The organism is [Clostridium] ultunense DSM 10521 (assembly GCF_000511955.1).
Taxonomy (GTDB): Bacteria; Bacillota; Clostridia; order Tissierellales; family Tepidimicrobiaceae; genus Schnuerera; species Schnuerera ultunensis.
Map to the genome: position 1 here is coordinate 341,731 of NZ_AZSU01000001.1, position 12,842 is coordinate 354,572.

Annotated in this window: 16 protein-coding genes and 1 pseudogene; 15 read left to right on the plus strand and 2 right to left on the minus strand. The window is 31.6% G+C overall.

The features are described 5' to 3' along the window. Positions 1 to 9: 9 nt before the first annotated feature. Positions 10 to 609: a 30S ribosomal protein S4 gene (gene rpsD, locus CUL_RS0101765; RefSeq protein ID WP_005587947.1), complete on the minus strand. Its 600-nt coding sequence runs from the start codon at positions 607 to 609 to the stop codon at positions 10 to 12. 243 nt (positions 610 to 852) lie between these two features. Between rpsD and CUL_RS0101770 the strand changes: the two genes are divergently transcribed. From CUL_RS0101770 to CUL_RS16490, 14 genes are all read left to right on the plus strand, one after another. Beyond that, positions 853 to 1,827: an RnfABCDGE type electron transport complex subunit D gene (locus tag CUL_RS0101770; protein WP_025640327.1), complete on the plus strand. Its 975-nt coding sequence runs from the start codon at positions 853 to 855 to the stop codon at positions 1,825 to 1,827. After that, entirely contained in the window at positions 1,824 to 2,429 is a 606-nt protein-coding gene (locus tag CUL_RS0101775) for an RnfABCDGE type electron transport complex subunit G (RefSeq protein WP_005587949.1), read from the plus strand. The genes CUL_RS0101770 and CUL_RS0101775 overlap by 4 nt, the downstream gene beginning before the upstream one ends. Beyond that, on the plus strand, positions 2,430 to 3,053 hold the full coding sequence (locus tag CUL_RS0101780; RefSeq protein WP_025640328.1) for an NADH:ubiquinone reductase (Na(+)-transporting) subunit D: 624 nt from the start codon (positions 2,430 to 2,432) through the stop codon (positions 3,051 to 3,053). After that, positions 3,053 to 3,643: an NADH:ubiquinone reductase (Na(+)-transporting) subunit E gene (locus CUL_RS0101785; protein ID WP_005587951.1), complete on the plus strand. Its 591-nt coding sequence runs from the start codon at positions 3,053 to 3,055 to the stop codon at positions 3,641 to 3,643. The genes CUL_RS0101780 and CUL_RS0101785 overlap by 1 nt, the downstream gene beginning before the upstream one ends. A 10-nt stretch (positions 3,644 to 3,653) precedes the next feature. After that, a complete protein-coding gene (locus tag CUL_RS0101790; RefSeq protein ID WP_005587952.1) occupies positions 3,654 to 4,754 on the plus strand; it encodes an NADH:ubiquinone reductase (Na(+)-transporting) subunit F in 1,101 nt (366 codons plus the stop codon). Between the two features lie 125 nt (positions 4,755 to 4,879). Then, positions 4,880 to 5,719 carry a CvfB family protein gene (locus CUL_RS0101795; RefSeq protein ID WP_005587953.1) on the plus strand — a complete coding sequence of 280 codons (840 nt, stop codon included), beginning with the start codon at positions 4,880 to 4,882 and terminating at the stop codon, positions 5,717 to 5,719. 85 nt (positions 5,720 to 5,804) lie between these two features. Next, complete coding sequence (locus tag CUL_RS18795) at positions 5,805 to 5,972, plus strand: hypothetical protein (protein ID WP_157752606.1); 168 nt, start codon at positions 5,805 to 5,807, stop codon at positions 5,970 to 5,972. Between the two features lie 133 nt (positions 5,973 to 6,105). Continuing rightward, on the plus strand, positions 6,106 to 6,504 hold the full coding sequence (gene ndk / locus CUL_RS0101805) for a nucleoside-diphosphate kinase (RefSeq protein ID WP_005587955.1): 399 nt from the start codon (positions 6,106 to 6,108) through the stop codon (positions 6,502 to 6,504). 139 nt (positions 6,505 to 6,643) lie between these two features. Beyond that, positions 6,644 to 8,011 (plus strand): MATE family efflux transporter, encoded by a 1,368-nt coding sequence (locus tag CUL_RS0101810; protein WP_005587957.1) that lies wholly within the window; start codon positions 6,644 to 6,646, stop codon positions 8,009 to 8,011. 120 nt (positions 8,012 to 8,131) lie between these two features. Beyond that, positions 8,132 to 8,677 (plus strand): TDE2712 family protein, encoded by a 546-nt coding sequence (locus CUL_RS0101815; protein WP_005582323.1) that lies wholly within the window; start codon positions 8,132 to 8,134, stop codon positions 8,675 to 8,677. Between the two features lie 258 nt (positions 8,678 to 8,935). Further along, positions 8,936 to 10,690 carry a DUF4153 domain-containing protein gene (locus CUL_RS0101820; RefSeq protein WP_005582324.1) on the plus strand — a complete coding sequence of 585 codons (1,755 nt, stop codon included), beginning with the start codon at positions 8,936 to 8,938 and terminating at the stop codon, positions 10,688 to 10,690. Positions 10,691 to 10,755: 65 nt separating this feature from the next. Continuing rightward, the gene (locus CUL_RS0101825) at positions 10,756 to 11,247 is read left to right on the plus strand and encodes a ferritin-like domain-containing protein (RefSeq protein ID WP_005582325.1); all 492 of its coding nucleotides are present in this window, start codon (positions 10,756 to 10,758) and stop codon (positions 11,245 to 11,247) included. A gap of 96 nt (positions 11,248 to 11,343) precedes the next feature. Beyond that, positions 11,344 to 11,712, plus strand: a complete 369-nt coding sequence (locus CUL_RS0101830) for a CidA/LrgA family protein (protein WP_005582326.1) — start codon at positions 11,344 to 11,346, stop codon at positions 11,710 to 11,712. A 3-nt stretch (positions 11,713 to 11,715) separates the two neighbouring features. After that, entirely contained in the window at positions 11,716 to 11,979 is a 264-nt protein-coding gene (locus CUL_RS16490) for an LrgB family protein (protein ID WP_051403474.1), read from the plus strand. 77 nt (positions 11,980 to 12,056) lie between these two features. On the opposite strand, the pseudogene CUL_RS16495 reads toward CUL_RS16490, so the two are convergent. After that, positions 12,057 to 12,462, minus strand: a pseudogene (locus tag CUL_RS16495) (transposase); the annotation flags it as partial. Between the two features lie 86 nt (positions 12,463 to 12,548). Here CUL_RS16495 and CUL_RS0101845 point away from each other — a divergent pair. Beyond that, positions 12,549 to 12,839 (plus strand): CidA/LrgA family protein, encoded by a 291-nt coding sequence (locus CUL_RS0101845; RefSeq protein ID WP_025640331.1) that lies wholly within the window; start codon positions 12,549 to 12,551, stop codon positions 12,837 to 12,839. Positions 12,840 to 12,842: the final 3 nt, after the last annotated feature.

A 12,842-nucleotide genomic window follows, 5' to 3' on the forward strand; every position in this document is an offset into this window, starting at 1 on the left:
TTATATTTTCTATATAAGACTTGAGTAAAACTCAACGACTAATTGGTCTTCAATTTCGATGGGTACTTCTTCCCTTTCTGGATATCTAATCAATGTACCAGAAAAGTTAGATTCATCTTTTTGTAAATAAGGATATAGGTTGGGGAAGAATGAAAGGAAATTTTCCTTAAACAATTTTATATTCCTAGATTTTTCTTTCAGAGAAATGGTATCTCCCACATTAACCCTATAAGAAGGTATATCTATCTTTCTACCGTTTACCCGAATATGGCCATGAACCACCATTTGTCTTGCCTGTCTAATAGAGGAGGCAAAACCCAATCTATATACTAAATTGTCCAATCTGGATTCCAATATTTTAATTAATGCATAACCAGTTTGATCCTTAGACTTTTTAGCTTCCCGTACATATCCTAGGAATTGCTTTTCCATAACACCATAGTAGGCTCTTAATCTTTGCTTTTCTAGTAATTGCATACCATAATTAGATAATTTTTTATCTGCTCTAGAAGTACCTTTTTTTGCTCTATTCATGGCCTTTGGATGGCCACATACATTTAATCCTAATCTTCTACATTCTTTAAATCTAGGATTCATTTTTTTTGCCAAAATTATCAACTCCATTTAATAAATTTGCCGCGATAATTTTAAGCCAATACTAATATACCATAAAAAAACCTAATTGTAAATGATAATTATTATCATTTTATAAAAACTATATGATTAATTTGTTAGGCAAAACATATAGGACTTTAATCTAAATTATAGATGTTTTTTTTTGATAAATAAGGGAATATATTAGTATGAGTAAAGGATTTTAACATAAGAAGTTAATTTTACGGAGGTGGTATCTTGATATCGAACTTTATGAAAAAATATTTTATTACACAGAAGATGATGAGGACAGTAATTATATCTTTAGTTCCTCTGATTCTATCCTCAATTTATTTTTTTGGATGGAGATCTTTAGTCTTACTTTTCTGGGTAACTCTATTTGGAGTTGCTATCGAGTGGATTTATGAAAAAAAACAGGGGAAAAAGGTGTCAGAGGCAATTTTTGTTACTTGCATACTTTATGTACTAACCCTACCACCTAGAACGCCTATTTGGATAGCAGTGGTGGGAATAATTTTTGGAGTCTTTTTTGGTAAAGAAGTATTTGGCGGTTTTGGAAGAAATCTATTTAATCCGGCTTTAGTAGCCAGGGCTTTTGTATATGTAACCTTTCCAGAACCATTGACTATTGAATGGTCAAAAGCTGCAGCTGGTTTTCCAGGCGGGTTTGCTACATATATTACAGAAAATATTGAAGCTATATCTCAAGCTACTCCAATGTTGATTTTCCGGGAAACTGGAGAAATGGTCACTTCGTTAAAATTGCTATTAGGCAATGTTTCAGGATCTTTAGGAGAAACTAGTGCTATTTTAATTATCCTTGCAGGAATATATTTGATATACAAAAAAGTAGCAGCTTGGCAAACCATGGCAGGAGTGTTAATTGGATTTACAGGATTAAGTGGTGCTCTATACCTTTTAGGAAATCCTCAAATTCCAAATCCCATTTTTGGTATATTGTCTGGAGGTTTTTTATTTGGCATGGTATTTATGGCTACAGATCCTATATCTTCACCGAGGACTAAGGAGGGTAAATGGATATATGGAATTTTAATAGGTGTAGTTACAGTTATAATTCGAGGATATGCATTATTTGCGGGAGGTATGATGTTTGCCATATTAATAGGCAATACTTTTGCTCCTATTATAGATGAAGGGGTAAATTATTTTAAGAAACTTAAGAAAGAAGACAAGAAAGAGGTGACGGCATGAAAAAATCCTTTAGTTTCCCAATTATTTTCATGATTATAATTACTGCATTTTTTACCTTAATACTCGCCTATCTGAATTATGTAACAACTGATGCAATTGCTTTTAATGAAGAAACCGACTTGCGAAAGACCTTACTTTATGTATTTGATATAGAAGTACCTTCTGAGGACCCAAAGGTAATAGAAGAGGTATTTAACCAATATGTAGGAAAAGAAGAAACAGGAGATGAAACCATATATTTTATAAAGGAAGGGGAAGAAATCACAGGCTATGCTTTCCCTGTTGGAGGAACTGCCCTTTGGGGAACTGTCCAAGGTTATGTTGCTATATCTGAGGATTATAGTCAGCTTTTAGGAATAGATTTCGTGTCCCATAGTGAAACACCGGGGTTAGGCGGCAGAATATCGGAAGATTGGTTCAAAGAACAATTTAGAGGCCTAGATTTAACTCAAGCCCAGGATGGGCAATATATTATATATAAGCCAGCACCTGGTGGGAATGTAGATGCTATAGCTGGCGCTACCCAAACATCTAATTCGGTTAGTAAATTCTTAAATGAAGATATATTTGAATTTATAAATAGAAAAGGGGGGAGTAGATAAATGGCAGGAGATAGTCCAAAGAAAATTTTCAAAAAAGGAATTTGGGACGATAACCCTATATTTAAACAGGTAGTTGGAATATGTTCTGCATTAGCGGTTACTAATTTGATGCTAAATTCATTGATAATGGGGTTGGGATTAATATTTGTTACAGCTTTTTCTGAATTAACTGTATCTATTATAAGGAAGTTTACCCCAAAACATATTAGAATGATGGTTCAAGTACTTATAATTTCCGTCTACGTAATAATAGTAGATATCTTTTTAAAGGCCTACTATCCTGAAATGAGTAAAGCTTTAGGACCCTATGTAGGGCTTATAATAACAAATTGCATAATAATGGGAAGATGTGAAGGTTATGCTCAGAACAATCCTCCTCTAAATTCTTTCTTAGATGGTATTGCATCTGGTTTAGGATATACCATAATATTACTTGCCATATCCTTTATCCGAGAACTATTTGGATTTGGAACTATTTTTGGATATAGGGTATTAGGTGATTGGTGGACTAACTGGACCATAATGGTAATGCCGCCAGCAGCTTTCTTCATATTAGGGGTAATAGTCTGGTGGGCTAGAAGCAGAACTACTGAGGAAGAAAAAGAAGGAGGTGCAATTAACTGATGATAGAACTCAATCCATTAGTTATATTTTTTGCAGCCATATTTACAAATAATATGATTTTCAGTTATTTTTTAGGCATGTGTTCCTTTATTGGCGTATCTAATGAAATACCAACTTCATTGGGTCTAGGACAGGCAGTTACGTTTGTATTAACTTTCACTACTATGTTAAACTATATAATCTACCATAATATATTGGTGCCTCTTAATTTAGAGTATCTAAGATTCATAGTGTTTATAATAAGTATAGCTGCTTTTGTACAGTTAATTGAGATGGTAGTAGAGAGGTATTTTCCAAACCTTTACTATGCTTTAGGTATTTTTTTGCCACTTATTACCGTTAACTGTGCCATATTAGGAGTTTCACTATTTATGGTGATTAGAGAATATACTTTCCTTCAGTCCGTGGGATTTGCTGTAGGTTCGGGAATTGGATGGACTTTAGCTATTGTCGCTATGGCTGGAGCTAGACAGAGGATTAGGCGGACTAAATTGCCAAAGGGATTAGAAGGTCCAGGGATAACATTAATTATAACAGGTCTGATGGCTTTAGCATTTATAGGTTTTTCAGGCATAGTACAGATTCAATAGGGGGGATTTTGTGGAAACTATACTAATTACAACAGTTACTGTAACAGCTTTTACCGGTATATTAGCCTTTTTATTAACCCTTGCTGACCGAACCATTGCCAATTATGGAGAGATGAAGATAGTAATAAATGATGATAAGGAATACATAGTAGACGGTGGAAATACTCTATTGGCAGCATTAATCGATGAAAAAATCTTCATCCCCTCAGCCTGTGGGGGAAAAGGTACCTGTGGATATTGTAAGGTAAAAATACTGGAAGGTGGAGGACCTGTTCTTCCTACAGAATTGCCATGGCTTACGGAAGAAGAGTTAAAAGACAAGGTAAGGCTTTCTTGTCAATGTAAAATTAAAGAAGATATGAGGATTGAAATTCCAGAAGAATTATTTAATGTAAGGGAGTATCAAGTTACAGTAGAGTCTATTGAAGATATGACTCCAGTGATAAAGAAATTAAGATTAAGATTTAAAGAGGGAGAGGAGATTAGCTTTAAACCAGGTCAATACATTCAGTTAAAGGCTCCTATATATGAAGGAAATGATGAAGAGGTATATAGGGCTTATTCAATAGCTTCTCCCCCTTCTGAAAAAAGTTATATAGACCTCATTATAGGATATGTACCCGGTGGTATAGCTACTACTTATGTTCATAAACACCTTAAAGTAGGAGATACGGTTGATATTAATGGCCCTTATGGCGATTTCTGTTATCAAGATAAGTATGATAACGAAATGATTCTAGTGGCAGTTGGTACCGGTATGGCTCCAATTCTATCTATCCTCTATCATATGAAAGATCAGGATATAAAGCGGAAGGCAAGATTCTATTTTGGAGCAAGAACTCCAGAGGATTTATTTCTGTTAGATGAATTGAAGGAATTTGAGAAAGCTTTATACGATTTTGAGTTTATTCCTACACTATCTAGGGCATTAGATGAACATAACTGGACAGGAGCAAGAGGAAGGGTAAATGTATTATTAGATGAACATATAAAAAATCCAGATGATAAAGAAGCCTATTTATGTGGTAGCCCTGCCATGATAGATACGGTGGTAGAAGTGTTAAAAGAAAAGGGTATCCTGGAGGAGCATATATATTATGACAAGTTTTAGCTAGTATTTGAATTAAATGGGACATTAATTAATGTCCCATTTAATAATTGTTTAAAAAGTATAGGTAAATATATACTATATATGATAGAATCGTATTTATAATGAATAAGATAAGAGGTGTGTTTATGATTCAGATTGGTGAAATACAGAAATTGGAGGTAAAAAGGAAAACTTCAGTAGGAGTATATTTAAATACCAAAGATAGTAAAAAAGGGGATAAAGATGTACTATTACCTAAAAAGGAAGTACCAAAAGCTGCTAATATAGGTTATGAAATAGAAGTATTTATCTATAGGGATTCCAAGGAAAGATTGATTGCAACAACTAGAAAGCCTAAGGTTACTTTGGGGGAAATAGGTTTATTGAAAGTAGTAGATATTACAAAAATAGGTGCATTTTTAGATTGGGGGCTAGAAAAGGATCTCTTTCTTCCCTTTAAAGAACAAACCATGAAATTAGAAAAAGGCAGAAAATATTTAATAGGCCTATATATGGATAAAAGCAACAGATTATGTGGCACTATGAAGGTTAAGGATTTTTTGAGAAATGATTCGCCTTATAAAGAAAATGATTGGGTAAAGGGAACTATCTATAGTATAAATGAGGAAATTGGTGCCTTTGTAGCTGTAGACAATAAATATGAAGGGCTTATACCTATAAATGAATTAATTGGAGTCTATGTACCAGGAGAAGAAGTAGATTTACGGGTAATAAATGTAAAAGAAGATGGTAAACTAGACCTTAGTTTAAGGGATAAAGCTTATATGGAAATAGATAAGGATGCAGAACTAATATTAAATAAGGCTCAAGAAAAGGGTGGTATACTTTTATTAAACGATTATAGTTCACCAAAAGAAATAAGGAAGGAATTAAATATTAGTAAATCTGCATTTAAGAAAGCTCTGGGAAGACTATTAAAAGAAGGAAAGATTGAATTTATTGAGAATGGTATAAAAATATTATAGGCAAAATATAATTTATGAAAAAACAAGAAACTATCTCCATTTATTGAATATATTAGTTATAACTATGTTTTTAAGGAGTGGTAAGATGAAGCATGTTTCTATGGCGGATTATGGAGATGGTTCAAGTTTAGAGGAAAGGGTAAATGAATGGATTCTAACAAACGAAGAAAAGCTGTTGGAGGTAATAGATATAGAATATATCCAACAAGGAGATATGTATTTAGCTACAATCACGTATTTAGAGAGAGGGTAATCTGTATAAGGTAGTTAACACAAGATAAGGTATTATGCATACCAATATTAATACATTATATGTCTATAAGTATAAATATTGGATAAAAATATGAACATATGCTATAATATTAAAAAACTGTTGAGGTGATAAGATGGAAAAAACTTTTGTAATGATAAAAACCGATGGGGTTGAAAGGGGACTTATAGGGGAAATAATAGGAAGAATAGAGAAAAAAGGGTTTAAGATTACAAAGGCAAAACTATTTCAACCTAGTAGAGAATTAGTGGAAAATCATTACATAGAACATAAAGAAAAACCTTTCTTTCAAGAACTAGTAGAATATATTATTAAAGGGCCAGTTATGGCTATGGAGGTTGAAGGAGAGACTGTTGTAGAAACAATGAGGATTATGATAGGGGATAAGGATCCTAAAAAGGCTCAACCAGGTACCATTAGAGGAGACTTCGCCTATTCACTTACTCAAAACATTATCCATGGTTCAGATTCCATTGAAAGCGCAGAAAGGGAATTAAAACTATGGTTTAGTTAAAGAAATAAGGGGAGCTTTAAAGATAATCCCCTTTTTTTATTTGGAATAATTATATTTCGAGTATCTAAGAACTTTTTTACTATGGATTGATGATATAATATATGTTGAATGCATAGTTAAATAGATGAGGTGAGAGCTTATGGAGAGATTAGATCCAAAAGAACTAATATTGAAAGGAAATATGTATAGGGCAATTACCGTAGTATCGTTACCTATTATGATAAACAATTTTATTCAAACCCTATATAATTTAGCAGATGCAATTTGGGTGAGTAAACTAGGTTCGGTCCAATTTGCTGCTACCTCTTTTGTTTGGCCTATACTATTCTTATTTATATCCTTAGGAATTGGGGTTTCTATTGCTGGCACCTCTATATTATCCCAATTAATGGGAGCTTCAGAACATGATGAAGCCAACGCTTATGCTAGTCAAATAATGGTGATATCAACTATATTCTCCATTTGTTTTGCTCTATTAGGGTATATATTAAGTCCATATATTATTAAGTTAATGGGAGGTACTGGGGATTTAGCAATATATAGTATTATATATTTAAAGATAAGTTTTTTGGGATTTCCTTTTGTATTTTTATTTTTTAATTTCAATTCTATTATGACAGCCCAGGGGAATACATTAGCTCCAACAATTCTCAGTGCCATTAGCGCTATTATCAATGTAGTATTAGATCCAATCTTTATATTTACATTAGATATGGGTGTGGCAGGCGCTGCAATAGCCACAGTAGTATCTCAAGCCTTATTAGTATTTGCTGGAATATATTTATTAAAAAAACATTCTCCTATGATCCAACCAAGTTTTAAAGATTTCAAGTTCAATAAAGATAAATTAAAAAAGATTGTTGAAGTAGGCTTTCCTGCTAGCATCGGTCAATCGGGAGCTGCGTTAGGTTTTGTAGTTTTAAACAGTTTCATAGCCTCCTATGGTACAGCTACATTAGCGGCCTTTGCTATGGTTAATCGGATTACTTCATTAATAATGCAGCCACCTATGGGGATAGGTGCAGGTTTAACTTCTATAGTTGGCCAGAATATAGGAGCAAGCCAATTTGATAGGGTACATGAAGCTTTTAAGAAATCTGTAATAGTAACATTATCTATATCTTTTGTTGGAGTAATACTCATGTTGTGGAGAGATAGGGAAACAATAGATCTTTTTATGCGTTCTAAGGACGATATGGAAGTAATAGAACAGGGAGTTACATATTTAAGATATATATCTATAACTATGCCTTTAATGGGGTTGTTTAGTATATTTCAAGGGTTATTTCAAGGTTCAGGCCATACTAAATATTCCATGACTATGGCCATTGGACGGCTTTGGGGTATTAGAATTCCTATGATTTTATTATTTAAGCACTTTACCAATTTGGGCCCTACAGGCATATGGATTTCCATGAGTTCTAGCAATTTTTTAATATGCGTATATGGCTATATAATATATAAAATGGATAAATGGCAAAACAGAGTGATCAATGTAGAACAGTAAAAATACCCATGAATTTTTTTTCATGGGTATTTTTGGTTTTAGAAAAAAGTGAAAAATAAACCTTTACAAGGTGTATAATAGTAGAAGAAATAACAATATAAACTTACAAGGAGTGATAGTATGATTAAAAGAATTAAAACAAACTTAGATGTAGTAGAGGCAATGCTATACTATTGGCAAGCTACTAGTGAAAAGGAGAAGGTAGGAGAACCCTATATATTAAGCATAGCTAATTTTCCAGAAATGGAGTATATTTATGGTCAAGAATTTGATAAAGAATCGGTAAGAAAAGTTCTTAGTGCCATTTCTAATAGGGAAATGCTTAATAGTGAGAGTAAGAAGGAAAGAAAATTTTGGAATAACAATATGTGGATGTTGGAAGATTTAGAGTTTACCAATATGATGGTACAACCAGTGAAAATGCTAAATTTAAGTGGATTAGTGGATAAAACAAATAGCATAAACCCTGATTTTGCATATGAAGAAATAGAGGTAGTATTTGTTCCGGGCCATTTAGATGATTATATAATAGATGGAAACAAACTCATAATTAATTTCTTTAGAATAATGCCAGATTTATATCAAGAAGGCAAGGTAAATATAGGAGATAAAGACTTTAATGAATATATTGAAGAAAAATTAGTAGAAATGGTTGATAGAAGATAGTATTAAAACCCTAATCTACTGGGCAAATAAAAGGCATCTACTATTTCCTAGGTAGTTGCCTTTTCATGTTAATGTTTTATTTATTATAAAAAAAGGTTTTTATCGAAGCATTATAAGGAAGCCGTTTTTAAAACTTATTTAGGTCAAGTTCTTTTTAATTAATATTTTATAAATGAGAACTATAAATGAGAACTTTCTTATTCGCAATAAAAAGAGTATTATATAAACAGTAATATTAAGGAAAAGGAGGGGAAAGGAATGAATTTTACTTTAAGAATAAAAAATATATTTAAAAGTATTAAAAATAGCTTTAAAAGATTCCCTATAACCATTGGTGTATCCACTACTTTAGTTATTATGTTGATTATCCTATCAGAAAAAGGTCTCCAGTTAGCTCAAAATTCAAGGGAAACCTTCCAACGAATCAATATGGTCATTGCCCTAGGGATACCTTTGTCTCTGTGTATTAAATTAATATATCAGAAAAGGAAAGTTTTTAATAGATCACATGAAATATTAGGTTATATATTAGGAGCAACTATTCTAATAATATACTATCTTTTGTTATTGAAAGACTTTGGTATGATAAGCATGATAAGGTATATTGGAGTTTCACTATTTTTATATTTAGCTTTTGCCTATATACCTTGGATTAGGAAAAAAGGTGGGTATGAATTCTATATAATAAAATTGTTCTCTAGTTTTTTTGTCACAGCCATATATTCATTTGTCCTATACTTAGGGACCTCGGCAATATATTTCACCATTAATCAATTATTTAATGCTAATATACCTGGGAAATACTTTTATTATACCTTCTTAATTATTGCAGGAATATTTGCACCTTCTCTATTTTTAGCAAGAATTCCTGAAATAGATGAGGATTGTAATAAATATGAATATCCGAAACCTTTAAAGGTGTTATTGTTATATATTGTAATTCCATTAATTACAGTATATTCAGCTATTTTATATGCTTACTTTTTGAAGATAATAGTAACCCAAAGTTGGCCTCAAGGTCTAGTGTCCCATTTAGTATTATGGTATTCAGTTTTAAGTGTTGCAGTAATATTTTTTATAACACCTATCTTAGATAAAAATAGGTGGGCCTATAGATTTAAATTTTGGTTTTCTAAGTTGATCCTTCCTATCCTAATCATGATGTTTATTTCCATAGGGATTAGGATTAAGGCCTATGGGGTTACGGAAAATAGATATTTTGTCATAATTCTTGGTCTGTGGGTATTAGGTATAATGCTCTATTTTGCTTTCTCGAAGAAATTAAATAATATTATTATTCCCATATCCTTGTCCATTATAGCATTAATTTCAGTCTTTGGACCATTGAGCAGCTTTTCAATATCTAAACTAAGTCAAAATAATAGATTGGAATCAATTTTGGCTAAAAACTATATGCTAGAGGATGAAAAAATATCGAAAGCACCGAAAGATATATCCACTGAAGATAAAGAAGAAATTAGTGAAATACTTAGATATTTTGAAAACAATCATTCTCTAGAAAATATTAAATATTTACCAAAGGATTTTGAAATAGAAGATATGAATATGGTATTTGGGTTTCCCTATATGGAGAAAAACCTATATGAATACAATTTTTTCTATTATTATTCTGAGAGGAGAGGTGGGGCCATTGAAGTGAAAGAATACGATTATTTTCTAGAGTCTTATGGTATAGCAGGTAGGTCTGAAATCCAGGATAATATCATAGCCTCATATAACGAAAGAAATTATAACTTTAGAATAGAAGAAAAGGATAACTTAATATATGAGACCAATTTAAGAAAGTATGCATTAGATATATTAGAAAAAAATAAGGATGCAGGTATGAAAGGTAACAACAAAATAGATGCTGATAAAATGACCTTCATAGATGAAAACGACAAAGTAAAGATTAAATTTTTCATAAATAGTATGGATGGAGAAAGACGTAGTTCTATTGAGGACACTGTGCTAAGAAATGTTGATTACTATGTTTTAATTAAAATTAAATAGTTTTCTTCTAATGAAAAAGGGGTAAATTAAATATAATAAAAGAATATAGGAAAAAGGGGGATAATATGTTAAAAGAAGAATTAAAGATAATACAACAAGCTATTTTAAATGAGATAGAAGCCTACGAATTTTATAGAATGGCTGCTAATCAAGCAGGTACCGGGGATAGTAAGGAAGCTTTTATGGAATTGGCCAATGAAGAATTAAAGCATGTAGGTTATTTAGAAGCATTATTCGATAAGATTAAAAGAAGCGATGAAGATAATATAAAATTGGCCTTTGAACCTATGCCACCTTCCCCAGATATTTATAATTGGGAAAAGGTGGACAAGGAATATACAAGTTTAGCTATGTCAGTCTTTAGCATTGGTATGCAGATGGAAAAGGCATCTATTGATTTTTATGAAGATGCAAAGGCTAAGACTGAAATTCAAGCAGCAAAGGAATTGTACGATTTGCTAATAAAATGGGAGCAAGTCCATCTAGACCAATTTACTGAACAGTATAATATGTATAAAGAAGATTGGTGGGCAGAACAGGGATATGCGCCGTTTTAAAATGCTACATAGAGGGTTGCTCAGCAACCTTCTTCTTCTTTTAAAATATTGTTATAGATTATATAATAGAATGAGAAGAATAATGGGAGTGATATATTGAAAACTTTAAAAGAATTTAGCCTTATATTGATTATACTTTTTACAGGTCAAGTTTTACAGCAGAAATACAATATACCAGTACCAGGAACTATATTGGGGATGATAATTCTATTATTATTGCTAATTACTAAGGTTTTAAAGATAGAAAGGATTGAAAAAATATCAAACATATTGCTAGAACATTTAACATTATTTTTTGTGCCCTCAGTTGTAGGTATAATGAATTTATTTGATAAAGTAAAAGATATTTGGGTGTATTTATTAATCATATTACTTATTTCTACTATCGTAGTAATATTAGTCACCGGATTAACTGTTCAAGTTTTAGATAAATATTTGGCAAATAAGCGTAGGAAAGGAGCATAGAATATGACTATGTATTTAGATACTCCATTATTTGGTATGACCCTATCAATAGTTGCATTTATTATTGGAATATTCATAAATAAGAAAAGTAAAATAGCAGTTTTCAATCCTTTGTTATTATCTGCAATAATTATAATAGGCTTCTTGTTATATTTTGATATAGATTACGAAACCTATAATAAGGGAGGAAGCATTATCAGTTTTTTTATTGCACCAGCTACGGTAGTTTTAGCAGTACCATTATATAAAAATATTAAAATTGCTTAGAGAAAGATGGTTTTCCATACTAATTGGAATAACTGTAGGGAATTTAGCAGGACTTTTTNAAGCTTTATCTTTATCGATTGTTGACAAATAGGCTCAGTAATATCGACAAGGTTATCGAATACAGCTTGTAAGTCTAATAAAAAATCTTAGTTTGAAACGGGTAAATTTAGAACCATCAGGAACTTTTTCAAACCCACAAAATTCTCTTAATTCACTTGAATACTTAAGAAAAGTAATTAAGAGGGTATCAGTAGGGATAGAAAAAATCCTTTGAATAATTAAAGCCCATAGCATTGAATGAAGCTTGTATTCACGAGGTCTTCCAGTAGAAGCATAAAAGTGATGGTAAAAAGAAATAGGAATAAACTCATCAAGATTAATGTTATTTTCAAGTAATGAAAGAAACTTAGGTTTATCAGATTCAAAAAAAGTTTTGCAATCTGAATAAATGTCTGCCAAAGAAAGCTGTTTATGTGGTATCATATCTATATAACTCCTTTCGGGTTTTGGTAGATTTGTTGCTTGACACTTCAATTTTACCATAAATCGGTGAGGAGTTATATTATTTTATGAAAAAAATATCCCGTATTTATGCGGGTTATGGCGTTTCGCAAACGCCTACTAAGGTTTTAAAGATAGAAAGGATTGAAAAAATATCAAACATATTGCTAGAACATTTAACATTATTTTTTGTGCCCTCAGTTGTAGGTATAATGAATTTATTTGATAAAGTAAAAGATATTTGGGTGTATTTATTAATCATATTACTTATTTCTACTATCGTAGTAATATTAGTCACCGGATTAACTGTTCAAGTTTTAGATAAATATTTGGCAAATAAGCGTAGGAAAGGAGCATAGAAT